The sequence below is a fragment of the Hymenobacter jeollabukensis genome (assembly GCF_005771675.1).
Classification (GTDB): Bacteria; Bacteroidota; Bacteroidia; order Cytophagales; family Hymenobacteraceae; genus Solirubrum; species Solirubrum jeollabukense.
Map to the genome: position 1 here is coordinate 483,013 of NZ_VAJM01000003.1, position 24,472 is coordinate 507,484.

General features: G+C 66.4%; 26 protein-coding genes. 13 read left to right on the top strand and 13 right to left on the bottom strand.

Annotated elements, in window-relative coordinates; genetic code table 11:
• The first annotated feature begins 76 nt into the window (after positions 1 to 76).
• On the top strand, positions 77 to 310 hold the full coding sequence (locus FDY95_RS09400) for a hypothetical protein (protein ID WP_138077068.1): 234 nt from the start codon (positions 77 to 79) through the stop codon (positions 308 to 310).
• A gap of 8 nt (positions 311 to 318) precedes the next feature.
• On the opposite strand, the gene FDY95_RS09405 is transcribed toward FDY95_RS09400, so the two are convergent.
• Complete coding sequence (locus FDY95_RS09405) at positions 319 to 1,377, bottom strand: ferredoxin--NADP reductase (RefSeq protein ID WP_138077070.1); 1,059 nt, start codon at positions 1,375 to 1,377, stop codon at positions 319 to 321.
• A 537-nt stretch (positions 1,378 to 1,914) separates the two neighbouring features.
• Between FDY95_RS09405 and FDY95_RS09410 the strand changes: the two genes are divergently transcribed.
• Together FDY95_RS09410 and FDY95_RS09415 are read left to right on the top strand one after the other, a co-directional pair.
• Positions 1,915 to 2,328, top strand: coding sequence for a hypothetical protein (locus FDY95_RS09410; RefSeq protein WP_138077072.1), 414 nt, complete (start codon positions 1,915 to 1,917; stop codon positions 2,326 to 2,328).
• Entirely contained in the window at positions 2,325 to 3,137 is an 813-nt protein-coding gene (locus FDY95_RS09415) for an alpha/beta fold hydrolase (protein ID WP_138077074.1), read from the top strand. Before FDY95_RS09410 ends, FDY95_RS09415 begins: the two co-directional genes overlap by 4 nt.
• Before the next feature lie 141 nt (positions 3,138 to 3,278).
• Here the strand turns inward: FDY95_RS09415 and FDY95_RS09420 are convergent, their stop codons facing one another.
• Positions 3,279 to 4,613: a Gfo/Idh/MocA family protein gene (locus FDY95_RS09420; protein ID WP_138077076.1), complete on the bottom strand. Its 1,335-nt coding sequence runs from the start codon at positions 4,611 to 4,613 to the stop codon at positions 3,279 to 3,281.
• A 364-nt stretch (positions 4,614 to 4,977) separates the two neighbouring features.
• Between FDY95_RS09420 and FDY95_RS09425 the strand changes: the two genes are divergently transcribed.
• Entirely contained in the window at positions 4,978 to 5,430 is a 453-nt protein-coding gene (locus tag FDY95_RS09425) for a DUF2141 domain-containing protein (RefSeq protein ID WP_138077079.1), read from the top strand.
• A gap of 306 nt (positions 5,431 to 5,736) precedes the next feature.
• Entirely contained in the window at positions 5,737 to 6,165 is a 429-nt protein-coding gene (locus FDY95_RS09430) for a hypothetical protein (RefSeq protein WP_138077081.1), read from the top strand.
• 91 nt (positions 6,166 to 6,256) lie between these two features.
• Here the strand turns inward: FDY95_RS09430 and FDY95_RS09435 are convergent, their stop codons facing one another.
• Together FDY95_RS09435 and FDY95_RS09440 are read right to left on the bottom strand one after the other, a co-directional pair.
• A complete protein-coding gene (locus tag FDY95_RS09435; RefSeq protein ID WP_138077083.1) occupies positions 6,257 to 6,757 on the bottom strand; it encodes a YdeI/OmpD-associated family protein in 501 nt (166 codons plus the stop codon).
• Positions 6,758 to 6,763: 6 nt separating this feature from the next.
• The gene (locus tag FDY95_RS09440; protein ID WP_138077085.1) at positions 6,764 to 7,366 is read right to left on the bottom strand and encodes a hypothetical protein; all 603 of its coding nucleotides are present in this window, start codon (positions 7,364 to 7,366) and stop codon (positions 6,764 to 6,766) included.
• Positions 7,367 to 7,598: 232 nt separating this feature from the next.
• On the opposite strand from FDY95_RS09440, the gene FDY95_RS09445 reads away from it, so the two are divergent.
• Together FDY95_RS09445 and FDY95_RS09450 are read left to right on the top strand one after the other, a co-directional pair.
• Positions 7,599 to 8,300 carry a DsbA family oxidoreductase gene (locus FDY95_RS09445; protein ID WP_138077087.1) on the top strand — a complete coding sequence of 234 codons (702 nt, stop codon included), beginning with the start codon at positions 7,599 to 7,601 and terminating at the stop codon, positions 8,298 to 8,300.
• 140 nt (positions 8,301 to 8,440) lie between these two features.
• Positions 8,441 to 8,749, top strand: a complete 309-nt coding sequence (locus FDY95_RS09450; RefSeq protein ID WP_138077089.1) for a hypothetical protein — start codon at positions 8,441 to 8,443, stop codon at positions 8,747 to 8,749.
• A gap of 80 nt (positions 8,750 to 8,829) precedes the next feature.
• Here FDY95_RS09450 and FDY95_RS09455 read toward each other — a convergent pair whose 3' ends face one another.
• From FDY95_RS09455 to FDY95_RS09465, 3 genes are all read right to left on the bottom strand, one after another.
• Positions 8,830 to 9,525, bottom strand: a complete 696-nt coding sequence (locus FDY95_RS09455; protein ID WP_138077091.1) for an START domain-containing protein — start codon at positions 9,523 to 9,525, stop codon at positions 8,830 to 8,832.
• Positions 9,526 to 9,704: 179 nt separating this feature from the next.
• On the bottom strand, positions 9,705 to 10,094 hold the full coding sequence (locus FDY95_RS09460; protein WP_138077093.1) for a hypothetical protein: 390 nt from the start codon (positions 10,092 to 10,094) through the stop codon (positions 9,705 to 9,707).
• 232 nt (positions 10,095 to 10,326) lie between these two features.
• Positions 10,327 to 10,758 (bottom strand): DoxX family protein, encoded by a 432-nt coding sequence (locus tag FDY95_RS09465; RefSeq protein WP_171025608.1) that lies wholly within the window; start codon positions 10,756 to 10,758, stop codon positions 10,327 to 10,329.
• 134 nt (positions 10,759 to 10,892) lie between these two features.
• Between FDY95_RS09465 and FDY95_RS09470 the strand changes: the two genes are divergently transcribed.
• Positions 10,893 to 11,876, top strand: a complete 984-nt coding sequence (locus FDY95_RS09470) for a GlxA family transcriptional regulator (protein WP_138077097.1) — start codon at positions 10,893 to 10,895, stop codon at positions 11,874 to 11,876.
• Positions 11,877 to 11,954: 78 nt separating this feature from the next.
• On the opposite strand, the gene FDY95_RS09475 is transcribed toward FDY95_RS09470, so the two are convergent.
• The 5 genes from FDY95_RS09475 to FDY95_RS09495 all read right to left on the bottom strand — a co-directional run bounded on the left by FDY95_RS09475 (position 11,955) and on the right by FDY95_RS09495 (position 15,760).
• Complete coding sequence (locus FDY95_RS09475) at positions 11,955 to 12,515, bottom strand: GNAT family N-acetyltransferase (protein WP_138077099.1); 561 nt, start codon at positions 12,513 to 12,515, stop codon at positions 11,955 to 11,957.
• A 44-nt stretch (positions 12,516 to 12,559) separates the two neighbouring features.
• Entirely contained in the window at positions 12,560 to 13,270 is a 711-nt protein-coding gene (locus FDY95_RS09480; RefSeq protein WP_138077101.1) for a copper homeostasis protein CutC, read from the bottom strand.
• Positions 13,267 to 14,292 carry a N(4)-(beta-N-acetylglucosaminyl)-L-asparaginase gene (locus FDY95_RS09485; protein WP_138077103.1) on the bottom strand — a complete coding sequence of 342 codons (1,026 nt, stop codon included), beginning with the start codon at positions 14,290 to 14,292 and terminating at the stop codon, positions 13,267 to 13,269. Before FDY95_RS09485 ends, FDY95_RS09480 begins: the two co-directional genes overlap by 4 nt.
• Before the next feature lie 209 nt (positions 14,293 to 14,501).
• Positions 14,502 to 15,182 carry an OmpA family protein gene (locus tag FDY95_RS09490; RefSeq protein WP_138077105.1) on the bottom strand — a complete coding sequence of 227 codons (681 nt, stop codon included), beginning with the start codon at positions 15,180 to 15,182 and terminating at the stop codon, positions 14,502 to 14,504.
• Positions 15,179 to 15,760 carry a hypothetical protein gene (locus FDY95_RS09495; protein WP_138077107.1) on the bottom strand — a complete coding sequence of 194 codons (582 nt, stop codon included), beginning with the start codon at positions 15,758 to 15,760 and terminating at the stop codon, positions 15,179 to 15,181. Before FDY95_RS09495 ends, FDY95_RS09490 begins: the two co-directional genes overlap by 4 nt.
• A 240-nt stretch (positions 15,761 to 16,000) precedes the next feature.
• On the opposite strand from FDY95_RS09495, the gene FDY95_RS09500 reads away from it, so the two are divergent.
• From FDY95_RS09500 to FDY95_RS09520, 5 genes are all read left to right on the top strand, one after another.
• Positions 16,001 to 17,920, top strand: coding sequence for a glycoside hydrolase family 13 protein (locus tag FDY95_RS09500; RefSeq protein WP_138077109.1), 1,920 nt, complete (start codon positions 16,001 to 16,003; stop codon positions 17,918 to 17,920).
• 160 nt (positions 17,921 to 18,080) lie between these two features.
• Positions 18,081 to 19,241 (top strand): alpha/beta hydrolase, encoded by a 1,161-nt coding sequence (locus FDY95_RS09505; RefSeq protein WP_138077111.1) that lies wholly within the window; start codon positions 18,081 to 18,083, stop codon positions 19,239 to 19,241.
• A 348-nt stretch (positions 19,242 to 19,589) separates the two neighbouring features.
• Positions 19,590 to 20,318, top strand: coding sequence for an energy transducer TonB (locus FDY95_RS09510; RefSeq protein WP_171025609.1), 729 nt, complete (start codon positions 19,590 to 19,592; stop codon positions 20,316 to 20,318).
• Between the two features lie 434 nt (positions 20,319 to 20,752).
• Entirely contained in the window at positions 20,753 to 22,150 is a 1,398-nt protein-coding gene (locus FDY95_RS09515; RefSeq protein ID WP_138077115.1) for an FAD-binding oxidoreductase, read from the top strand.
• A gap of 80 nt (positions 22,151 to 22,230) precedes the next feature.
• Positions 22,231 to 22,944 carry a DUF1345 domain-containing protein gene (locus FDY95_RS09520; RefSeq protein WP_138077117.1) on the top strand — a complete coding sequence of 238 codons (714 nt, stop codon included), beginning with the start codon at positions 22,231 to 22,233 and terminating at the stop codon, positions 22,942 to 22,944.
• A 97-nt stretch (positions 22,945 to 23,041) separates the two neighbouring features.
• On the opposite strand, the gene FDY95_RS09525 is transcribed toward FDY95_RS09520, so the two are convergent.
• A complete protein-coding gene (locus tag FDY95_RS09525; RefSeq protein ID WP_138077119.1) occupies positions 23,042 to 24,226 on the bottom strand; it encodes a tail fiber domain-containing protein in 1,185 nt (394 codons plus the stop codon).
• Between the last annotated feature and the right edge of the window lie 246 nt (positions 24,227 to 24,472).

Consider the following 24,472-nt stretch of genomic DNA (forward strand, 5'->3'; position numbering starts at 1 on the left):
TGTTGATAATTATTAGGCTTGCCGCGTATTATTCCAGTATCATTCGCTTCCCCACACGCCCGTACCAACCGCACCTATGGCTACCATCCAGAACTACTTAGTGAAGAGGACTTCACTAATCGAGAACATCAAGAGCTTTCACCACGAGATGCAGCGGCAGTCAGGCGCCGAAAGCGCCCTGAAAGTGTACTGCCGCGCCCTCTGCCACTGGACCGAAGACCCCAACACCGACCTGCACCAAGCCGAGCGCCTCTTCGACGAAATCCGCCACGCCTCGCAGCTGGAAGACCTCGACGATTGGATCGACTAAGCCGCTGTTCAACCGTCTATTTCGAGCTGTATGGGGCCGCCCACGGGGTAGCCGGTGCAGGTCAGTACCAGGCCGTGCGCTAGGTCGCGCTCGGTCAATACCTCGTTGTAGCTCATCCACACCCGGCCCTGGGTGCAGCGGGCCACGCAGTTGCCGCAGCGGCCGGCCTCGCAGCTGTAGGGTAGGCGCAGGTCGTGGCGGCGCGCGGCCTGCAGGATGGTATCGGGGTGCCGGGACTCGAACTCGTACTGCCGCCCGGCCCAGCGCACCGTCACCGGGTGGGCCTCGGTATCGGGCGGGAGCAGCGGGGGCACGGAGGCCGGCTCGGTCACGAAGTTTTCCCGCCGGATGCGGGCCGGGGGTACCTGCAGCTCGCGCAGGGCGTAGGTACACATGCGCATGTAGTTCAGCGGTCCGCACATGTAGGCCAGCAGCTCGGTGGGCCCGGCTACGGCGTGTTGCCGCACCAGGCTTTCGAGCAGCTCTTTGTAGAGGTGAGCCCGCGCCAGGTCGGGCGCGTTGCTGAACAGCCACTCGATGCGCAGCTGCTGCGGGTGCCGTGCTGCCAAGGCTTCCAGCTCGGCCCGAAAGATGGTGGTGTGCGGCGCGTGGTTGGAGTACACCAGCACCACCGGTAGCTGGGGCTGGGTGGCCAGCAGGGTCTTGAGCAGCGAATACACCGGCGTGATGCCCGAGCCGGCCGCCAGCAGCCACACCTGCCGCACGTCCGTCAGCTCATCGGGGAGGGTGAAGAGGCCGGCGGCGCCGGTGGTCAGCAGCACGTCGCCGGGCTGGGCGCGGTCGACGAGCTGGCGCGAAAACAGCCCGTTGGCAATGCGCTTGACGGTAATGGCCAGCGGCTCGGGCAGCGCTGGGCTGGAACTGAGCGAGTAGGAGCGGCGCGCCTCGTGGCCGTGCTCGTGCTGCACCAGCGTGAGGTACTGGCCGGCGCGGTAGGGCAGGGGCCGGTCGTCGGCGGGCGCCAGCACCAGCGTACGGGTGTCGTCGGTTTCGGCGCGCACGGCCAGCACGCGGAGCGGACGGTAGGGCGAGGCAGCGGAGGGCATAGGTAGAAGGCGGGTCTGGACGCAAATACGCAACTCCGCCGCAAGCAGCGGCGCCCGGCTACCCTGCAGAAAGGCAGGGCGGCCGGGCGCCGGGTGTTGGGTTGTGGAAAAAGGACGGATGCCAACTTACGCAACCTTGCTGGTTTGGTTGGCCGGCGGCCGGTTAAGTTTTTGATTCAGCGAAATTTCCGCCCGCCCTCCGCCGGTTCGGCCGATAACGGCACGCCAATGACGCGGACGGGTTGCTCGGTGCCGCCCCGCATCCAACCGCCCGCCTCGCGGCCCAACGTTATTCGCAACACCGTCAGGCCCGAGCCGTCCGGCTGGGGTTGCTCCAGCCGAGGCGTGAAGATGGTGCCCGCGCCGCCCCGGAAATTGGATGAGGGAAAGATGCTCAATTATCTTACGGCCGGAAAGTGCGGGCAGCCGTTGGTGTAATGACGGGTGGGGTAACCTTTGGCCGGCCCCGAAGGTTATACTTGGACTGCCGTTGGCGCTTTTCCACCCCGCTGCGCCGCCCGATTCCACCCCGCTTGCATGTCCGTTATCAAATTCCGCCGCCCCGACGGCCACGTGTACCTCACTGCCGAGCGCAACCGCGCGGAAGGCTGGATTCACGCCCGCTGGTCGGGGGTACAAACGCTGGAAACGGTGAAGGAAGGCGGCCTGGCCTACGTGGACATGCTGCGCGAAGAGCCCTGCGCCAAGCTGCTCAACGACCATTCCGAGCTGATCGGCCGCTTCACCGAGGCCAACGAGTGGGTAGCCCAGGTCTGGACGCCGATGATTTTGCAGGCCGGACTGCGCTACTTTGCCCACGTCCTCTCGCCCGGCATCTTCGGCCAGCTTTCCATCGAGGACCTGCACCAACGCATCGGCGACGTGTTCGAGCTGAAGATGTTCGACGACGTGGAAGAAGCCAAGCAGTGGCTGCGCGGCGTCGGCCAATGAACCTGAACCCCGCCGATTTCACCGTCACCGAAACCGACGTTCTGCTCGACGGCTACGCCCTGCGCGTGCAGCGCCTGCTGCCGCCTGATGTCGCGGCCACCCCGCGCCCCACGCTGGTGTTCCTGCACGACTCGCTCGGCTGCATCCGCCTCTGGCGCGACTTTCCCGCCCGCCTGGCCGCCGCCACCGGCTGCCCGGCCCTCGTCTACGACCGCCGCGGCTACGGCCAGTCGGCCCCCTTCGACGGCCCGGCCCGCCACAATGACTACCTGGCCGACGAAGCCCTGGTGCTCCGGCAGCTGCTCGACGCCTGCGGCATTGCCCGGGCCATCCTCTTCGGCCATTCCGACGGCGGCAGCATTGCCCTGCTGGCCGCCGCGCGCTACCCCGCGCGCGTGGCCGCCGTGCTCACCGAAGGCGCCCACGTCTTTGTTGAAGACCTCACGCTGGCCGGCATCCGCGCCGCGCAGCAGCAGTACTACGGCACCAACCTGCCCGAGCGGCTGGCCCGCTACCACGGCTCCAAAACCGACGCCGTGTTCCACGCCTGGGCCGATACCTGGCTGAGGCCGGCCTTCCGCTCCTGGAATATCGAAGCCGAGCTGCCCCGCATTCAGTGCCCCGTGCTGGTGCTGCAGGGCGAGGCCGACGAGTACGGCACCGTGGCGCAGGTCGAGGCCATTGCCCGCCAGGTGAGCGGGCCGGCCGAAGCGGTGCTGCTGCCCGGCGCCGCCCACAGCCCGCACAAGGAAGCTCCCAATGAAACGCTGCGCCTGGCCACCGATTTTGTGCGCCGGGTACTGTCATAGCGTCGCCCTCGGTTGGCCCTACCCACCAAAAAAAGGGGGCGCGAGCTGCTTAGCTCACGCCCCTTCTGAAGCTCGCGTCGGGTCCATTCCCCAATGCCCTTGCCAGCCGGAGTAGTTTTGGTGCATTCTCCCAACCCCTGGCTACGTCCGGTTGACTTGCGGCTTCAGTGTAGTTAATTCCCCGATGCGCACCGGCTTGCCCGAGTCGATGCTGTGGCGGGCGGCAATGCCCACCAGGCACGACATGGCGCCGTCGCGCGCGCCGGCGGCCTGGCGGTACGGGTCCTGGCCATCGGGGCTAAAGATTTGCTTGCGCAGACGCACGTCGCCGCCGCCGTGGCCGGCTTCGTTGTTCGGCAGGCGGATGATTTCGCGCTTGCCGAAGTTGGTCGTCAGCTGAATTTCGTCGAAGGGCTCCTCGTCCCAGGTCTGCTTTTCCTTGATCCAGGCTTCCAGGCGGCCTTTCGTACCGTTGAAGGCAATGCGGTAGCCTTCGTAGGGCGAGTAGGTGGTCAGCGAGTAGCTCACCTGCACCTGGTTGGCGTACTTGATCTGCACCGCCATCTTGTCGAAAATGTCGATGTCCTCGCGCCACACGCAGCCGTCGCGGTGGTAGCCGTCGTGCTGCTCGTTGGCCGCGTAAATCTTCATCAGCCGCTCGTCCTTGGTCATGTCCCAGTAGAACGCGCACTTGTCCTTGTGCGGGCAGGGGCGGCAGTTGGTGTGCCGGAAGGCGTTGTTCTTGCCGTAGAAGTTGAGCTGCCCGTTGGCGTACACCTCCTCCGGGTCCGATTCCAGCCACCAGTTCAGCAGATCGAAGTGGTGCGTGGCCTTATGCACCAGCAGCGAGCCGCTAAACTCCCGGCGGCGGTGCCAGCGGCGGAAGTAGTCGGCGCCGTGATGCACGTCGAGGTACCAGTGGAAGTCGGCCGAGGTGACCTGCCCGATGGCCCCGGCGCGCAGTAGTTCGTAGATTTTCTGGCGGTGCGGGGAGTAGCGGTAGTTGAAGGTCACTTTCACCTTCTTGCCGGTGCGCCGCTCCGCGTCGAGAATGGCCTGGGCCTTCTTCTCGTCGGTGGTCATGGGCTTCTCCGTCACGATGTCGGCCCCGTACTCCATGCCCTTCACGATGAACTGGTCGTGGGTAGCGTCGACGGTGGTGACGATGAGCACGTCGGGCTTCACCTGCTTCATCATCTTGTCGAAGTCGGTGAAGGTGGGGCAGCTCACGCCCAGCATTTTCCTGCCGGTTTCCACCCGGCCAGGATTGATGTCGCACAGGCCCACAAACTCCACCCGCTCGCCGTGCTCCTTCAGCACGTCCACGCCCCACATGCCCAGGCCGCGGTGCCCGGTGCCCACCATGGCCACCCGCGTCTTCTTCCCGGCCACAAGGTCACCCGCCAGCAGATCGGGCGCCAAAAAGGCGCCGGCGGCTACTGTGCCCGAATGCTGCAGAAAGGTGCGGCGTTGCATGGCGTGGGTGGGAAAAAAGCGGGTGGGAACGAGTCGGTGAGCGGGTTGCGAGGTTGAATGTTGAGCTAATTCTTCTGAAAGTCATGCCCTTGCCGGCTGATTTTTTGCGCAAACGTTATCGGGAACGTTGCCAAAGCAGGCTACCAAACGGTTGTTTGGCGGCGGGTGGCAGCCGCAAGCGGCCATATTATTATGCGTCGCCGACCAGCAGCCGGAAAGTGGCTTAGGGCCGACTCCCGGCTGCTTTGTCGGGATGAAAGGCAGCTGGCCAGCGCTGAGCGAAGGCCGATTATCTTGCTGAAAGGCAACTATTTTGTGTATCTTAACGATTCCCTACCCAGGAACCCACCAGCCGTCATCCGTTATGAAGTCGTTTCAGCTTGCCTTCGTCGCCCTCGGCACCGGCCTCTTGTGGGCCGCCGCGCCCTGCGTCGCCGGTAATCCGGTGACCACCTCGTCCGTTACCGTCGTGGTGTCGCAGCTGGCCTCCACGGAGTCGGCTGTAAAGCTCTACTTCTACAACCTGCGCGAATCGTTTCTGCAGCCCAAGCAGTACGCCTTCGTGAAGGTGGTGCGCCCCGGTGGGCTGGACCGCATCACGCTGCCCGTCGACCTGCCCAACGGCGACTGGGCCGTGGCCATTACGCAGGATACCAACAACAACGACAAGCTGGACAAGAACATGATGGGCATCCCGACCGAGCCCTTCGCGTTTTCCAACAACGTGCGCCCGCGCTTCGCCCCGCCCGACTTCGACGACTGCAAGTTCACCGTCAGCGGGCCCGGCAAGGTGGTCAGCATCGTGCTGAAGCCCTGAGGCCCGCGCCTTGCTGCATGAGTCCGAGCGGAATGGCCGGACGTGCGGCCAACCGTTGACAACCTAACAAGCAGCCCGGCCACTCTGGTCGGGCTGCTTTATTTTGGCATCAGACCGGGCGCTGGTGCGGGCGATTTTACCTTTTCAGCCACTAAAAACGGCGCTGCCGCCGCAGGGACGCCGGTAGCCTGCCGCGCCGGGGCGAGGCCGTAACCCGCAGATGCTTTGCGCCGTTTGCGGGCATGAAACCAGGCGAATTGGCGGAGGTTATTAGCTTTGCCCAGACGCCCGCGTTTCCTGCCGCCCATGTCCGACGTTGTTCTAGAAGCTGAATCCTACGGCTCCCTGCTGTTTGCCCCGGAAGTGCCCTGCGTGGTGGTTCAATGGCACGCGTTTGCCAACTCGCAGCAGTTTCGCAGCCTGATGGACAACTCCCTGGAAGCCTTTGCCGACCAGGCGCAGCTGCACTGGCCGCTGGGCTGGCTGATGGATGCGCGCCAGATGAGTGCCATCACGCCCGCCGACCAGATCTGGCTGGAAACCGACTGGAACCCACGCGCCTACGCCGCCGGCCTGCGCCACATCGGCATTGTCACCGCTGAAAACATCTTCGGCCGCATTGCCACCCAGGTATACATTGCCAACACCGTCGCCCAGTCGCACTACACCCTGGAGGCCGCTTCCCTTCCCTCCCTGGACGATGCCAAGGACTGGGTACGCGAGGCGCTGAGCTAGCACCCGTCACGCCCACCGATAACGCACGGCCGCCCGCCATTCCCAGATCGAGCTGGAGTGGCGGGCGGCCGGCGTTTGGGCGGTCTGCTGTTTACAGCGGCTCTTTCAGAGGCCGGAACGGGTCGGCACCGCTGGCCAGCTGGTGCAGCAGCTTCACCACGCGCTGGGCGCGGGTTTCGGCCCGCTTGGCCGCGTCGATGTAATGCACGAGGTTGCGCTGGCGGCCGGGCGTCAGGCGGGCGAAGGCCGCCGCGGCTTCGGGCCACTCGGCCAGGCCTTCGGTCAGCTCCTCGGGCATGTCCACCTGATCGGGGTTGGGGTCGGCGGCCAGGGTCACCGTTACGGGGGCGTCGGCGCTCAGGCGCAGCTCGCGGCGCAGGGCCTTGCTCACGAGCAGAAACCGCTCCCCGGTGCTCATCGGCAGCAGGCCGCGGCGGATGGGGTGGCCGTTGAGCGTGCCCACCACGCGCTTCACGCTTTTGCCGCCCAGGGCCTCCACCACGTCTTCGGGCACGATGATGATGGCCATGGGCATGAACCCGAGGCCGTTGGGCAGCAGCTGGCCCTGAAACGTGAAGTCAGCGGCGGCCATCCGGGCTTACTTCTTCTTGGCCGGCTCGCTCTTGACCGGAGCGGCACGCAACTCGGCCCCGCTGGGTACCGACAGCTCGCGCGAGGTCTGGAACTCGGGCTGCTTGTCGGCGCCTTCCTCCAGGCGGCGCTGCACGATGCGCACGTGGCCGGCGGTGCCGGGTAGCACGGCCAGGTCGTTGCTGGTGCCGGAGTTGGGGTCGTAGCTGCGGAAGCCGAGCACCATGCTGCCGGGGAAGTTGGCGCGCTTGGCTTCGGCCGCGTCCACCTGGTCGGGCTTGCCGGCGAAGGGGCCCAGGTCGATTTCACGCGACTCGCCGCCGCTCAGTACCAGGTAGGCAATGGTGCGGGCCGGGCCGCCGTCGGTGTTCTTCATCGGCTCGAAGCGGAAAGCCATTTCCACCGGCTTGGCGGGGGTAGCGGCGGCCGCCGGGGCTTCGGCCGGCGTGGAGCCCGACACGCCGGGCGCGGCTTCGCTGGCGTCGGCGGCACCGGCTTCGGGGGCCTTCACGTCGCCCGCGGGGGCCGACTGCTCATTGGCGGGCGGGTTCTGGTTGCAGCTGCCGAGCAGCAAGGTGGCGGCCAGCAGGGGGAGAGCGTAGCGTTTCATCGGGCAGAGGAGAGAAGGGCCAACGGCGGGTTTTCGGAGAGTAAGGATAAGCATAAAAGCCCCGCCTGCCGCAGGCCGGGCCCGAAAAAGCCCGCGCCGGCCCGGCCAGCAGAATCAGGTGACCCACCGCCACCGGCCGGCCGGGCCGCTTTCCGGCGGGGAACCGCCGCGCCGAAACCTTTCGGGCCCGGCCGGGCTTATAGCCGCCGTACTCCTTTTTGCCCCTGACGATATGAAAGTTGAAATCTGGTCCGATATCATGTGCCCGTTCTGCTACATCGGCAAGCGGCGCTTCGAAGCGGCCCTGCAGCAGTTTGCCCACGCCGATAAGGTGGAGGTGATTTGGCGCAGCTTCGAGCTGGACCCCAACATGCAAACCCGCCCCGGCCAGACCATTCACCAGCTGCTGGCCGAGCGCAAGGGCGTGTCGGAAGCCGAGGGCCGACGCATGAACGACTACATGGCCGGCGTGGCCCAGGAAGTGGGCCTGCGCTTCGACTTCGAGCGGATGCAGCCCGTGAATACCTTCAAGGCCCACCGCTTCGCGCACCTAGCCGCTGCCCACGGCCGCCAGGATGCCGCCGAGGAGCGTCTGTTTGCCGCCTACTTCACCGAGGGCCGCAACCTCGACGACGCCGTCACGCTGCAGGAGCTGGGCGCCGAGCTGGGCCTGCCCGCCGAGGCCGTGCCTCGGATGCTGGCCTCCGAAGCCTACGCCCAGGAAGTGCGCGTTGATGAATACCAGGCCCGGCAGATCGGGGTGCGCGGCGTGCCCTACTTCGTGTTCGACGACAAGTACGCCGTGTCGGGCGCGCAGCCGGCCGAGCTGTTTCAGGAAGTACTGACCAAGGTGTGGGACGAGCGGAACCCCGCGCCCAGCCCCGTAACCCTGGCCGAGGGCCCCGCCTGCGGCCTCGACGGCGCCGACTGCTAAGGTCGGATGACCTGCTTCGTGCCAAACGCCGGCCGCGCTTCCTGTTGGGGGCGCGGTCGGCATTTTGGGCCGGTGCGGGCCGCCCCACGCTCCGTCAGGCCGGGAAGGCCGCTATCTTCGGCTTCTTCCTCGTCCTCCTCATGTCTACTGCCGAAACCGAATTCCGCGCCATCGGCGCTACCCAGCCGGCCGCCGAAGCGGGCCAGCTGTTTGGCAAGCCCTGCTTCAAAATCAACGGCAAGGCCTTCGTGTGCTTTTTCCAGGAAGCCATGGTCTTCAAGCTCGCCGACGAGGCCCACCGCGAGGCCCTGGCCCTGGACGGCGCCCGGCTGTTCGACCCCTCCGGCAAGGGCCGCCCGATGAAGGAATGGGTGCAGGTGCCCGCCGAATATCATGCGCAGTGGCCCGCGCTGGCCGCTGCGGCTCATCGGTACGTGAGCGGGCAGTGAGGCTACGTGGAAACAGCAGCGCCCGCCGCGGTGCTTCCAGTAAGCCGGAGCCGCGGCGGGCGCTGCTGAAGCAGCCGCAATTAGCGCTGCGCCGTTTCGGGGTTCAGAAAATTGAACGAGCGGCTCTGGTAGCGCGGCAGTTGTAGGCCGCTGCGCAGCTTCATAAACGAGTTGTAGGGCGCCACCGGCGCAATCATGTTGATCAGCCAGGTCGGCAGCTCGCCGCCCGGGTCCACCCGAAAGGTGTAGGCAATCTGCAGGCGGCTGTCGGTAATCTGGCGCACCGTCCACTGGCCCGTCCAGGATGGCACGCGCACGATATCGTTTTGCGGGGCCACCATGCCGCCCACCGAGTTGGTGTGGATGATGAGCTGCCGCTCGGCCGGGGCGTACTGAAACTGCAGGTGCATCACCACGTCGCGGTTGGCCACGGGGCGGGGCATCTGGCTTTCGAGGTAGTAGTACAGCTCCGTTTCGCTCACGCGGCGCAGCAGGCGCGCGCGCTTGGTATTGCTGATAACCTCGGTGTAGTTGTCCACGTCGGTATACAGGGCCACCAGCTGCGCCAGGGTGCCGGGCATCTCGCAATGCACCCGGATTTCCTTGAAGCGGCTATCCGGCGAATGGCGCGAGTACACCTGAATGCCGTTCTTGTTGGTTTCCAGCCGCCACGATTCCACCGCGGCCGCCTGCGCGGGCAACGGCGCCGTGATGGGCCCGACCAGGCTCAGCGCCGAGGCCAGGCTGGCAATAAACAGCGCGCGGGTGGTACGCATCAGGAACGAACGTGAGACCTTGGGTGGGAAACGAGCGGCAAACCGAATTGTGAAAATACAACCTTGCGGTTGAATAAAACAGTTTTCGTGCCGGAAGCCCCAACTTTATGTGACTTCCGCGGTTTCCGGGTCCTGCTGCGAGCCGTTGAGCACGTTTCGTCAGCCAGAGGCACTCAGTCTCAAGCCAGTGCCGGCAGGTGGGTGCGGCAGGCAAAATGGAACAGGGGCGAGAGCAACAGCTTGCTGAGCTGCACTTCGCGGGCGGCGGCGTGGCCGTCGGCGCGCTGCTCGTCGAGGTAGGTGCGGCAGGCGCGCTGCACGGCGTTGTACACGGCGGCGGCCGGGTAGCAGCTCAGCAATTCGCGCAGGTCGATGAGGTCGTCGGTGCTGAAGTGGGCGTTCAGGGCCAGAAAGGCCAGAAACTGCTCGCGAGAGGCCAGCGAAGCCGGCTGAATGGTGTTGGTAGCTGCCGCTGAATCGGCCGGGGTAACGGCGGTGGCATTGGCGCGGGTCGATTGAACGACAAAGCGGATCGACTCGGAAGCGGTGGAGGTAGCCGTGTGGATCATAGTTGGTTTGAAAGAGGTTTGTATAAATATAGGTAAATATTTTATATAATAAGTTACATGAAATAGAAATTTTTATTCATGTTCCCAGAACAGGTGTTATTAATCATTGAATAGACGATGAATCCGACCGTAGAAGTGTGACTGGGGCAGCAGAAACGCTCCCGCCACTACCAGCTGCACGGGCCGGTAGTGGCGGGGACCTGAATACACGTGCAGATAGAATCGGTCAGCGCTAGGCCGCCACGGTGCCCAGGCTCGAAGCAACGGCCACATGTGCGGTGCCGGAGCCGAATTGCTGCGGGCGTACGCGGCGCCACAGCGCGCAGGAGGCCAGCATGAAGGCCAGGAACAGCAGGGGCGAAGCTACCAGCCAGAAACCGTCGTGGGCGGCGTAGCGGGCGGCGCAGGCCCCGAGCAGGTTGAACGTGAAGCCGGCGTAGGCCCACTCCTTAACGGTGCGGAACCACGGCTGCACCAGGGCCACGGCGCCCAGCAGCTTGCCGATGCCCAGCACCGTGAGCACATGCTCGGGGTAGCCCAGGTGCTGCATGATTTCCTGACCCGAAGGGTGGTGAATAACTTCGGAAACGCCGCCGAACAGCATGAAGGCGGCGAAGGGCAAGGTGAGGGTCCAGTAAAGCGTGGTGGCGGTTTTGGGTTCCATGACGCGGGGTGCTTGGCTAAGCATTTTGGGGTTGATTGGTATGCCAAAAATATTAGTAATTTGCGGCTGCCGCGAGGGGCGGATGCGACCATTTGCGGGTTTATCCCGACATTCCACGGACCATCATTGAAGCCATGAAGCAGATATCCATTCTGGTGCCGCACGGGGCCGTGCTGGGCAGCATCGAGGGCCCGCGGCTGGTGTTTTCGGAGGTCAATCAGCTGCTGCAGCGGCTGGGCCGGCCGCCGCTGTTCCGGGTGCAGCTGGTGGGACTAACCCACGAAACCCCAGTGTGCGGCGGGCTCTACAACATCCGCACCGAGCAGCTCATCGGCGACGTGGCTAGCACCGACCTGGTCGTTATTCCGGCCGTGGACGGCGACCTGGGCCGGGCGCTAGAGGTAAACCAGGACTTTTTGCCCTGGATAACGCAGCAGTACCGGCAGGGCGCCGAAGTGGCCAGCCTGTGCGTGGGCGCGTTTCTGCTGGCCGCCACCGGCCTCATCGACGGGCGGCAGTGCACCACGCACTGGGCGGCGGCGCACTACTTCCGGGCCATGTTTCCGCGGGTGCAGCTGGTGGAGGACCGCCTCATCACCGACGAACACGGCATCTACTCCAGCGGCGGGGCCTTTTCATACCTGAATCTGGTGCTCTACCTCATCGAGAAATACGCGGGCCGCGACATGGCCGTGACCTGCGCCAAGGTGTTCCAGATTGACATCGAGCGGGTGAGCCAGTCGGCCTTCGTCATCTTCCAGGGCCAGAAAGAGCACGGCGACGAGCCCATCAAGCGCATTCAGACCTACATCGAGGACAACTACCAGGAAAAGCTGACCGTGGATCAGCTGGCCGATATGCTGGCGCTGGGCCGCCGCAACCTGGAGCGGCGCTTCAAAAAAGCCACCGCCAACTCGGTGGTGGAGTACATGCAGCGCGTCAAGATCGAGGCGGCGAAAAACCGACTGGAAACCTCGCCCGATAACGTGAATGAGGTGATGTACCGCGTGGGCTACTCCGACCCGAAGGCGTTTCGGGTGGCCTTTAAGCGCATTACCGGCCTCTCGCCCAAGCAGTACCGCGAGAAGTACGGGCGGGAGCGGGTACCGGTGGCGTAATGCGCGTAGCGCGGCGGGGACGGCTGCGGAAGCGGTAATTACGGATAGGCTGCCGCCGGGATGAATGGCCACGCCCTGCTACGCCAGCACCTGCACCGCCGCCGGGTCGTAGAGCTGCTGCCAGTCGCGGCGCAGGATGGCGTAGAGCAGCTCGTCCTCGAACTCGCCCGCGTCGTTCAGGCCCGATTCGCGCATGCGGCCCTCGTACTGAAAGCCGGGCGTTTTCTCGATGGAGTGGCGCGAGGCCAGGTTTGATACCCGAAAGCCGGTGGCCACGCGGTTCAGCCCCAATAGCTCGAAGGCCAGGTAGAAGAGGTGCGGCTTGCTGCGCGGCGTGATGCCCCGGCCGCGCATGTGCTCAAACACGTCGGCGCCGGTGCTGCCGCTGCGCTCCTCCCAGCTGTCGACGGTGAGCAGGGTCATGCCGGCCAGCGCGGGGCCCAGGCAGGAGTAGAAGCCGAAGTTGGTGCGGCGGCCCTGCCGGTCGTACTGCGGCAGGTAGCTGCGAAACAGCTCGTCGAGCATGCCGTGCGAATCGGGGTGGCCCTGAAACCGCGTGGCAATATCGGCCAGGTTGTCCTCGTTGATCAGGTGCAGGGTGATGCCGTCGGAATGCAGGGCGCGGAACGTGGGTATCATGGCGGCGGGCGGGTAGTGCAGGCTGAAAATACCACCCGCGCCGCTTAATCGGCCAGCAGCGCTACCAGTTCAGTTACCAGGGCCGCGTCGGTTTCCCACCGCTCGGCGCCGAATAGGCTGACGGGCTGCGGGCCGGTGATGCGCCGTTTGGCGCTGGTATGCAGCTCTTCGGCGCCGGTGGCCGCGGCAATGGCCCGCACGTTGGCGGCCGTAATGCCCGCGCCCGGCATGATGACGAAGCGCCCGGCGGCCTGCCGCACCAGTGCGGCCAAGCGGGCCACGCCAGCCTCGGCCGTGGCCGCGCCGCCCGAGGTCAGCACGCGCCGGCAGCCGAGGCCGATAACGTCCTCCAGCGCGGCGGCCTGGTCGGGGCAGTCGTCGAAGGCGCGGTGGAAGGTTACGGGCAGCGGACCGGCGGCTTCCAGGAGCGGGCGGCAGGCGGCTACGTCCACGCGGCCTTCTGGGGTGAGGACGCCCAGCACTACGCCGGCGGCGCCCAGCTCCCGGCACAGCTCGATGTCGGCCCGCATGATGGCCAGCTCGCCCGCGTCGTACACGAAATGGCCGGGGCGGGGGCGAATGAGCACGAACACCGGAATCGTCAGCTCCCGCAGCACCTGCCGCAGCAGGCCGTAGCTGGGCGTGATGCCGCCCTGCTCCAGGTTCTGGCACAGCTCGATGCGGTGCGCCCCGCCGGCCTGCGCCGCCCGCGCCGAGTGCAACGACGCGGCGCAGATTTCCAGCCGGCGGCTCACTTGAGCAGGTACTCGCTGTCGAGCAGCGTGTTTTTGCCGTCGGCGGTCTGCACGGCGTAGTTGAAGCCTTTCTGCAGGGCGTAGGCGCCGTATTCGCCGCGGTTGTTCAGCGCGATGAAGCAGACCTGAATGTCGCGGGCTTTGCTGCCCTTGATGCGCGCCACCCGTTCGATGGCGGCTTTGCAGGCGGCTTTCGGGCTCAGGCCCTGGCGCATCAGCTCCACGATGAGGCTGGCCCCGGCAATGCGGATGACGTCCTCGCCCTGCCCGGTAGCGGCGGCGGCGCCCACCTCGTTGTCCACGTACAGGCCCGAGCCGATCAGCGGGGAGTCGCCCACGCGGCCGCGCATCTTGAAGGCCATGCCGCTGGTGGTGCAGCTGCCGCTGAGGTTGCCGCGCGCGTCCTGGGCCAGCATGGCAATAGTGTCGTGGTTGTGCTTGCCGCCGACCGGGCCCACCGGCCGCCGGTCGGAGTTTTCGACGTTGATGACCGGCTTGTAATGGCTGGTTTTCAGCCATTCGCGGTAGTCTTTCTCGGCATCGGCGCTAAGCTTATTGGGCTCCAGCGGAAAACCCTGGGCCAGGGCAAACTGCTGGGCACCCTCGCCCACCAGCAGCACGTGCGGGGTGCGCTCCATCACGCGGCGCGCCACGCTGATGGGGTGCTTGATGCGCTCCAGCGCCGCCACGCCCCCGCAGTTGAACTGCTCGTCCATGATGCAGGCGTCGAGCGTGACGCGGCCGTCGCGGTCGGGGCGGCCACCCAGGCCCACGCAGCAGCCGATTTCATTCTCGGTTACCATCACGCCGGCCTCCACCGCGTCGAGGGCGCGGCCGCCGGGCTGCAGCACCTTCCAGGCGCCCTGGTTGGCGTTGATGCCCGCATCCCAGGTGGAAATAACGACGGGCTTGCCGACAGCGGCGCGGGGCGCGGGGCGGGCGGCCTCGGCCAGGGCCTGGCCGGTGGCCAGCGCGGCCAAGCCGGCGGCCGAGGTTTGAAGGAATTTTCGGCGGTTTGGCATGGGGCAGGTGAGCGGATAAGCTGGGCGCGAAAGAACGAAAGATTCCGGCGCTTTGCCTTGTCCGGACTGCCAGCGGAGCAGTGGCCCGCTGCGTCTGCTCTTAGCCGCCGCAGGCGGCGGCCAGCCGCAACAGCGGCGTGCCGGCCCGGGCGTCAGCGAAGACGACCAAGCCGGCACGCAATTGCTGGCAGAGCTAAGCGAAGGGGCAGCTACGAGATGATAACCTCCACCCGGCGGTTTTGCTGGCGGCCGGCGGGGTTGTCGGAGCCGTCGGGGCGGGCGTTGGGCGCCACGGGGTTGGCTTCGCCGTAGCCCTTCACCTGAATCTGCCCGCCGGCGTTGGCGCCGTGCTGCTGCAGCCAATCGGCAATGGCCTGGGCGCGGCGCTGCGAGAGGGTGAGGTTGTAGGCGTCGTTGCCCTTGGCGTCGGTGTAGCCGTTGATGACCACCCGGCTCTTGGTATACTGCTTCACCACCTCGGCCAGCTTCTGCAGCGTGGGGCCGGCTTCGGGCTTGATGTCGGCCTTGTCGAAGTCGAAGAGCACGTCGGCGTTGAAGTTGATGACCAAGCCCATGTCGGTCATCGTCGCACCCAGGTCGCTGGCCGCCCCCGACAGGTCGCTGACGACGCCGGTGAGCTTCTGACCCCGGTCGACGGCCGGTGCGTTTTGGGCGGTGGTAGCCGCGGGCGTTTCGGCGGGCGCGGCGGCCGGACCCGCCGGGGCCGCTGCGGGAGCGGGCTGATTGGCGGCGCCCACGGGCCGGCCGTCGGTGCCCGTCATGGACTGGCCGGCGTCGGTGGTGTGGTCGGCGGACTTATCGGAGCAACTGCCGAGGCCGAGCCAGGCGGCAAAGGCCAGCGGCGCCGCCAAAAGCGTAAGGCGGCTCATCGTTGCACGGCTACGGCGTCGAAGGAGCCGGCTTCGGGGATGCTGAGCGAAATCGTCTGGCTGGTGGCAGGCGGCGCCGGAAACTTCAGCGTCACGATGGCGACGCCGGTCTTGCGCACATCGGCGTGAAACTGCTTGTCGTTGTAGGAAAGCGGCGAGGCCATGTACTTGCCCTGCTGGTCCTTGAGTACCTCGTACTTGCGCGAGGTAGCGTCGTCGATGTAATTGACCTGATCAATGTCTTCGTAGACGGTGGCGGAGGTTTCGGCCGTGGGTGGCAGGCTGTACTGCAGCTCCACGCTGAGAATGTCGCCCACCACGCGGGCTTTGGTTAGCGCTACCTGCGTGCTTTTCGGGCCGGGCTGGGTAGCCAGGGCGGCCGGAGCAGGGGCCGGGGCCGGCGTAGCGGCCTCGGTGCGGGCCACGCCGGCATCGGCGGGCGGGGCAGCGGGCTCGGCCGGGGCAGTGGTCGTAGTGGTGCTGGTTTCGGTGGTGGTAGCGGTGTCGGCGGGCTTGTCCTGGCTGCAGGCGGCTAGGCTCAGGGCAGCTGCGGCCAACGCAATGAGGTGCTTGTGCATTGGAGTATTCCGATATGGTGTTTTTGGAATACGGCGCCCGGCCACCGGGGTTTGCCCGAACTCCCCTGCGGTGCTGCGGCCTGGGGGCGGCCGAGGCCCCGCCTGAGGCGTCTACATGAGGCAATAGTTGAGTCTTTTTTTTAGGTCCGGCGGGATTTGCCTGCCGGACTTTCCAATATTGCAGCCCCGGGCCCGCCCGGTGCCTTACCCGCTCGATTCCCCATTCCCACGCCCCGATTTATGCCGTTTTCCGCTCCCGCCCGCCCGGCGCGCCTCCGCCGCGCCGGCTTGCTGCTGGCCACCGCCCTGCTGCCGCTGCTCGGCCTGGCCCAAACCACGCCCGCCATTCAGCGCCTGAACCCGACCAACTGGTGGGTGGGCATGAAGCACCACGACGTGCAACTGCTCGTCTACGGCCCGCAGGCCGGCACGCTCACCTACACCGTCGACTACCCCGGCGTGAAGTTGGTGAAGGCCAATACCGTCGAAAACCCCAACTACGTCTTCCTCGACCTGAGCATCAGCCCCACGGCCAAGCCCGGGCAGGTGAAGCTGGTGGGCAAGAAAGGTGCCCAGACGGTGACGCGCAACTGGGAGCTGCGCGCCCGCGACAACGCCTCCAAAGGCCAGGGCGTCACCCAGGCCGACCTGATTTACCTGGCCATGCCCGACCGCTTTGCCAACGGCGACCCGTCGAACGACAAGTTCAGCGACATGGCCGACCCCAACGCCGACCGCGCCAACCCCTTCTACCGCCACGGCGGCGACCTGCAGGGCGCGGCCCAGCACCTCGATTACCTGAAGGACCTGGGCGTGACGGCCGTGTGGTTTACGCCCGTCATCGAAAACGACCAGCCGCTCACCGACGAGGGCGGCAACATGCGCTCGGCCTACCACGGCTACGGCTTCACCGACCACTACAACGTGGACCGGCGCCTGGGCGGCAACGCGGCCTACAAGGCCTTCGTGGAGAAGGCCCACGCGCAGGGGCTGAAAGTGGTGCAGGACGCGGTGTACAACCACGTGGGCATCAACCACTGGACGGTGAAGGATATGCCCATGAAAAGCTGGCTGCACCAGTGGCCCAGCTACACCAATACCTCGTACCGGCAGCAGCCCATCATCGACCCGTACGCGGCGCAGATTGACCGCAAAATCACCCAGGACGGCTGGTTCGTGCCCTTCCTGCCCGACCTGAACCAGCAGAACCCCTACGTGGCCAACTTCCTCATCCAGCACGCGCTCTGGACGGTGGAAAACTTCGGCGTCGACGCCTGGCGCATCGACACCTATATGTACAACGACCTGCCCTTCATGAACCGCTGCAACGCGGCGCTGCTGACGGAGTACCCCAAGATTCACATCTTCGGCGAGTCGGCGGTGAGCAACGCCATCGACCAGGCCTACTTCGTGCGCAACAAGGTGGCGTTTCCGTTCAAGTCCAACCAGCCCGGCGGCCTCGATTTCGTGCTGGAAGGCGGCATGCTGGCGGGCCTGAAGGAAGTGGGCGGCAAGGACGCCACCGGCTGGGACAACAGCGTGCAGCGCATGTACCAGGCCCTGGAGCAGGACGCGGTGTACGAAGACCCCACCCGGCTCGTCACCTTCCTCGACAACCACGACCACAACCGCTTCCTCTCGGAAATGGGCGAAGACGTGGCCAAGTACAAAATCGGGCTGACCTGGCTGCTGACCACCCGCGGCATTCCGTCGATGTACTACGGCACAGAGATTCTGATGAAGAACTTCAAGAACCCCTCCGACGCCGAGGTACGCCGCGACTTTCCCGGCGGCTTTGCCGGCGACAAGGAAAACAAGTTCACCGCCGCTGGCCGCAGCGCGGCCGAAAACGACGCGTTCAACTTCGTGAAGACCCTGGCCCAGTACCGCAAGAGCCACCCCACGCTGCACGCGGGCAAGCTGATGCAGTACCTGCCCGAAAACGGCATCTACGTGTACTTCCGCTACGACCAGGCCGGCACGGTGCTGGTGGCCACCAACGCCACCGATAAGCCCGCCGCCCTGCCCACGGCCCGCTTCACCGAGCGCATGAGCGGCTTCACCAAAGCCCGTAACGTGCTGACCGGCGAAACCCTGGCCGACCTGAAAACCCTGCAGCTGCCCGCCAAGACGGCCGTGGTGCTGGAGTTGCAGAAGTAGGAGCGCGGCGACCCGGTTTCGTCACACAGCAACGCGGCTGCTTCCCCTGGCGGGAGGCAGCCGCGTTGGCGTTGGGGCCATTCGCCGACGATTGATAGCCAGCGGGTCGTATTTCCCCGTACATGCTTGCCAACTCACAACCAAATCATTCAATATTTCCATGGCTGAGAAGCTTCACTCCCTGGCCGCCCGCTGGGCCGCGCCCGTCGCGGCCCTAGGCCTGCTGGCTGCCTGTTCCAACAATCCCAACGGCGAGTCGGCCGGCGACGCGGCTGCCACCACCGACTCGGCCACCACCACCATGCCGGCCGATACGGCCAGCGCCGCCGCGCCCAAGCCCGTCCAGCCCACCGGGGCCAAGCCCGCCTGGGGCCCCAGCATCAAGCCCGAAATGCAGGCCGTCATCGAAACGCTGGCCGGCCTCGGCGGCAAGCCCATCGAAACGCTCACGGCCCCGGAAGCCCGGCAGCAGCCCACGCCCGCCGACGCGGTGATGAAGCTGATGCAGCAAAACAACATTCCGATGCCGCCCGTCACGGCCGATACCATGAGCCGCGTGGTGATGCCCGGCGTGAAAGTGCGCATTTACACCCCGAAGAATGCCACGGGGCCGCTGCCGGTGGTGGTGTATTACCACGGCGGCGGCTGGGTTATTGCCAACCTCGATACCTACGACGCGTCGGTGCGCGGCCTGGTCGACCAGACCGGGGCCATCTTCGTGTCGGTGGCCTACCGGCAGGCGCCGGAACACAAGTTCCCGACGGCCCACAACGACTCGTTCGGGGCCTACCAGTGGGTGCTGAAAAACGCCGCCTCGTTTAAGGGCGACCCGGCCAACGTAGCCGTGGCCGGCGAATCGGCCGGGGGCAACCTGGCCTGCGCCGTGAGCATGATGGCTCGCGACAAAAAGGTGCAGCTGCCCAAGCACCAGCTGCTGGTGTACCCCATTGCGGGCTACGACCTGAACACGCCTTCGTACCAGAGAAACGCCCAGGCCAAGCCCCTGAACAAGGCCATGATGGGCTGGTTCTTCGACAAGTACCTGCGCTCGGCCGCCGACGGCAAGAGCCCGCTGATTTCGCTGGTATCGGCCAACCTGAAGGGGCTTCCGGCCGCCACCGTCATCACCGCCGAGCTGGACCCGCTGATGAGCGACGGGCAGATGCTGGCCGACAAGCTAAAAGCCGCCGGCGTGCCGGTGAAATTCCAGAACTACGACGGCGTAACGCACGAATTCTTTGGCATGGCCGCCGTGGTGCCTCAGGCTAAGGAAGCCCAGGCCCTGGGCGGCGGCGAGCTGAAAGCCGCTCTGATGAAGTAGCGCGCCCCGGCCGGTGCCTAAAAACCTGGGCTCGGCCACGACGCTCAATTGATCTGGGAGGGCCTCCCAACCAGTCTTAAGCCAACACGGCGCCTTCGGCTCGGAGGCGCCGTGTTGGCTTGTTAGGATGGCTGGTGTGCCGAGTACCGCTCCGCACTACCGCAGGGCCGGTGGGCCTAGGACTGCTGTTTAACTGCGCTTTGCCCGCGACTTCGGCGCGGCCGGGGAATATCGGCGGTGCGGGGCTGGCCGCGGCTCGGCTGCCTGTAGCCCCGGCCGGCCCGGGGCCCCGTGGGCGGTGGGATGCGGCGCGCCGGGCGTTATATTGCACGGTATGATCAGCGCTTTATGACGAAGATTATTGGTCTGCTTGCCCTGTTGGGCATTGCGACGACTGGCTACGGCCAGCAAACCCGGAAAGTGACCAAACGACAGACCGGCTACCGGGAGCAGTACAGCGTGCTGACGGCCGACCCCAAGATCAAGCACGGCCCCTACGCAAGCTACCTGAGCATGTCGGGCCGCCTGGCCGAAAGCGGCTACTACCGCAACGGTGTGCGCGACAGCGTGTGGACCGAGTACTTCTGGGACGGCAAGCACGTGCTGGCCCGTGGCCGCTACCGCAACGACCAGAAAGTGGGCGTGTGGGAGGCCTTTGACTACGAAGGCAAGCCAACCCAGCAATACGACTATACCAGGCGGCAGCTGCTGTTCAACAAGCCCGGCAAAGGCGAGGAGCGCATGACGGCCCGGGCGCTGAGCCCCGGGGTTGCCCTCGACGCAAAGCCCGTCTACATCAGCGGGAACGAGGGCATAATGCAGGTAATCGGGATGAACGTCAGATACCCGGCGGCGGCGCTGCGCAGCCAGATCAGCGGGGAGGTACGCGTGGCGTTTACCATCGACGCCGAGGGCAAAACCGCGGATTACCGCGTGGCCAAAGGCATTGGCTACGGCTGCGACGAGGAAGCGCTGAAAGCCGTGAAGCTGATTCCGGCCAACTGGGTGCCCGCCCAGGCCGCCGGCCGGCCCGTGGCCGCCGAAGTGGAGCTGCCGGTGACTTTCACCATCCAATAAACGGCCCCGGGCGCCGGTGCCGGGCTATTGGCTGACCGGCTTTCACACCGAGGTAGCCAAGCTTTGCGACTGGTACTGCTGCTTCTTGAACGGTGAGATAATCTGATGACTGGGCTTCGGCTCCCAACCGCAACGCCTCCGGCCAGCAGGTTGGGGGCGTTGTCGGTGAATAGCTGGGCAGATGGGGGATAAAATGAGTATATTCAGCAAGTAGAATATTGGTGGCCCGTTGGGCGGGCCGGAGCAGGGGGGCGGCAGCCGGGCGAGGCTGCCGGGGTGGGGCCGGTCGGGCATTGCCGGGGCTGGGCCGCACAAATTTCGGGGCGGCGCGGGGTTTCGGCCGCGCCGAAGACGCATTCTTCGCGGTCGGCCAGCTGGGCGGCGGCGCTGCACGGGCCGGTAAGGGCCCGACCTATCTTCCTCCCTACGAGCTTATGTTAGCGGAAGAAACGCATACCCTGCCCACGCTCAGCTTGCGCGGGCAGCTCATTCAGCCCCAGGACGCGGCCTACGACGCGGCCCGGCGCGTGTACAACGGCATGATTGACAAGCGGCCGGCCCTCATCGTGCGCTGCGCCGACGTGGCCGACGTCATCGAGGCCGTCAACTATGCCCGGCGCGAGGGCCTGCTGGTGGCCATCCGGGGCGGGGGGCACAGCGGGGCGGGGCTGGGCCTGTGCAACGACGGGGTGGTCATCGACCTGAGTTTGATGCGCGGCATCCACATCGACCCGGAGGAGCGCACCGTGACGGTGGAGGGCGGCTGCACCCTCGGCGACATCGACCACGCCACCCACGCCTTCGGGCTGGCGCTGCCGGGCGGCATCATCTCCACCACCGGGGTGGCGGGGCTGGCGCTGGGCGGCGGGCTGGGCTACCTCACCCGGCAGTTTGGCCTCACCATCGACAGCCTGCTGGAGGCCGACGTGGTGCTGGCTGACGGCCGCTACGTGCAGGCCACGGCCGAGCAGCACCCCGACCTGTTCTGGGCGCTGCGGGGCGGCGGCGGCAATTTCGGGGTGGTCACTTCCTTCCGGTTTCGGCTGCACCCGGTCGACCAGGTGGTGGCCGGGCCCATGCTCTGGCCCCTCGACGACGCGGCCGAGCTGCTGCGCTGGTACCAGGAGTTCATCAAGACCGCGCCGGACACCATCAACGGCTTCTTTGCCTTCATGACGGTACCGCCCGGGCCGCCGTTTCCGGAGGCGCTGCACCTGCGCAAGATGTGCGGCATCGTGTGGTGCTACACCGGGCCGCCGGCCCAGGCCGAGCAGGCGCTGCGGGCGGTGCGCTCGTTCCGCACCCCGGCGCTGGACCTGGTGAGCCCCATGCCGCTGCCGGCGCTGCAGAGCATGTTCGACGGGCTGTACCCGCCGGGGCTGCACTGGTACTGGAAGGCCGATTTCGTGAATGAGCTGCCCGAGGAGGCCATTGCCCAGCACGTACGCTTCGGGGCCCTACTGCCCACCATGCACTCCAGCATGCACCTCTACCCCATCAACGGGGCGGCCGGGCGCGTGGGGCCGCACGACACGGCCTGGAGCTACCGCGGGGCCACCTGGGCCATGGTCATCGTGGGCGTGGACCCGGATGCGGCCAACGACGAGGCCATTACGGCCTGGGCGCGGGCCTACTGGGAGGCGCTGCACCCGTACTCCGCGGGCGGGGCCTACGTCAACTTCATGATGGAGGAGGGCGACGAGCGGGTGCGGGCCACCTACGGCGCGAATTACGCGCGGCTGGCGGCCGTGAAGGCCCAGTACGACCCGCAGAACCTGTTCCGCGTCAACCAGAACATCCGGCCGGCCGAGCGGGAACACGTCTTCACCTGAACCCCGGCCCCGGCGCGGCTCTCGTTTGCCGCGCCGGGGGCGGTGTGTTGGGGGAGCAGCCGGCCGCTGGCTGCTATGCCATGAACACTGCATTCCACCTTGCGCAGGCCGTGAGCGGGGTAGCCCGGCCGGCGCTGCTGACCACCCGGGGCCGCCTGCTGCGCCTGCTGCTGGCCCTGGTGGGCGGGGTCGTGGCCTACGCGCTGGCCCCGGCCGACTTCGACCTGCTCACCCGCCTGATGCTGGCCTGGGACGGGTACGTATTCAGCGGGCTGGCCATGGCCTGGCAGCTGATGGCCGGGGCCGACATTGGCTTTATCCGCCGCTCGGCCCGGGCCCTGAACCCGCACCGGAGCTGGGCGGTGATGTACATGCTGCTCATCCTGGGCAGCGTGGCCAGCCTGAGCGCGGTGCTGCTGCTGCTGCACGGCCTCGATGCTTTTCCCTACGAGGAGCGCCTGGAGCACGTGCTCGTATCGGTGGGCTCGGTGGTGGGCTCGTGGTTTCTGCTGCACACGCTCTTCACGCTGCGCTACGCCCACATCTATTTCTGCCCCGACCCCGACCGGCCGGGCCACGAGACGGGCGGGTTTCGCTTTGCGGGCGCGGCGCCGTGCAGCTACTGGGACTTTGCCTACCTGGCCTTCGTGGTGGGCGTGACGGCCCAGACCTCCGACGTGCTCATCACCACCAAGACCATGCGCCGGCTGGTGATGCTGCACGGGCTGCTGGCCTTTGCCTACAATACCACCGTGCTAGCCCTGGGCATCAATATTCTGTCGGATATGCTGTGAGGGGGCGGCCTCACCCCCCGGCCCCTCTCCAAATGAGCGGGGGAGCTGGACGAAGCGGTAGGGATGCTTCGACTTTTGGTTCAACGGGCCATGCCGCCTAGTTGGTGGCTACGGCCTGCGTGGGGCTTTTGCGGGGGCGGGGCGGCGCGGGGGCGGCCTGTTCCAGGGCGGCCAGGCGCTTGGTCAGCAGCTGTAGTTGCGTAGCCAGCTGCTCGTCTTTCTGCCGAAGCTGGGCGCGCAGCTGCTCGTTGTCCTGCTGCAGCCGGGCCGTGCGCTTCTCCAGCGCCTGGATGGCGACCATGTTCACCCCGTCGATGTCGATGGTGTTGATGGTGGTGTCGCGGCCGATGCCGTCGAGGCGGAAGGCCTGGTAGAAGTCCTGGGCCATGGGGCCGACGTGGCGCTGGGTGGCCGGCTGCGCCTTGTAGTTCCACTCGGTGATGGGCAGGGCGGCCACTTTCAGCAGCACCTGCTCGGCGTCGAGGGGGCGGAAGTTTTCCTTGGCGCGCCGGTCGCTCAGGGTGGTCCAGGAGCCGGCGCCGGCGAGCAGCTCCACGCCGGTGAGGGTGCCCGTTTCGGTGGTCGTCGGGGAGTTGCCCCGCCGGGAGGTAATGAGCCGGTAGCCGCCGGCAAAGCGCATGGTCATCTGGTTGTTGGCCGAGCTGGTGATGTAGTCGGCGTTGAAGCCGGCGCTGCCGTCGCCCAGGGTCATGGAGCCCTGGTGGGCGGCGTAGGCGTTTTTGCCGATGGCAATGGCGAAGTTGCCGGTAACCCGGTTCTGCATGCCAATGGCCACGCTAAAGTTGCCGTTGTTGATGCTGGGGCCGAGGGTGATGCTGTTGATGCCGTTGGCAATGGCGCTGGCCCCCAACGCCAGGGCGTCGTCACTGGTGGCCAGCGCGCCGGCGCCCAGCGCAACGGCGCGCACGCCGCTGGCCGAGGAATAGTCCCCCAGTGCCACGGCGCTTCGGCCGCTGGCCGTGGGGTCGTTGCCGGCGGCAAAGGAGTAGAGGCCGATGTTGGCGTTGTCCCAGTTGATGCTGCTGACGTAGCCCACCCGGAAGGCGGCTTTGTCGGCGTACCAGAGCAGGCGGCGGCCCTCGCCGGTGATGGGCAGGGCGCTGCCGGATACGTCGCCGGGGGCGGAAAACAGCACGCTGCCGCCCGCGACGTGCAGGCGGCTCAGGGGCGCCGTGACGCCGATGCCGACGTTTTGGGCCAGGGTGGTGGAGGCGGGGGCAAGAGCCAGCAGCAGGCCGAGGCGGGCGGCAAAGTGATTCATGGCAGCAGGTAGGTGGCAAGGGGTGTTTGCGGCCGCAAGCTAGGGCTGGCTCCTGGGGCTTCGGCACCGCACTTTGTACCCTAAACAGGGGAAAGGCACAAGGCCCGGCTCCCGCTTGGTGGGGAGCCGGGCCTCGGCGGTAAGTGGCAATAGGTGCGAAGTGGATAGGGACGGGCAACGGGGTGACCTCACCCCCCGGCCCCCTCTCCTTAGAGAGAGGGGGAGCCTGACGACTCGTGCGGGGGC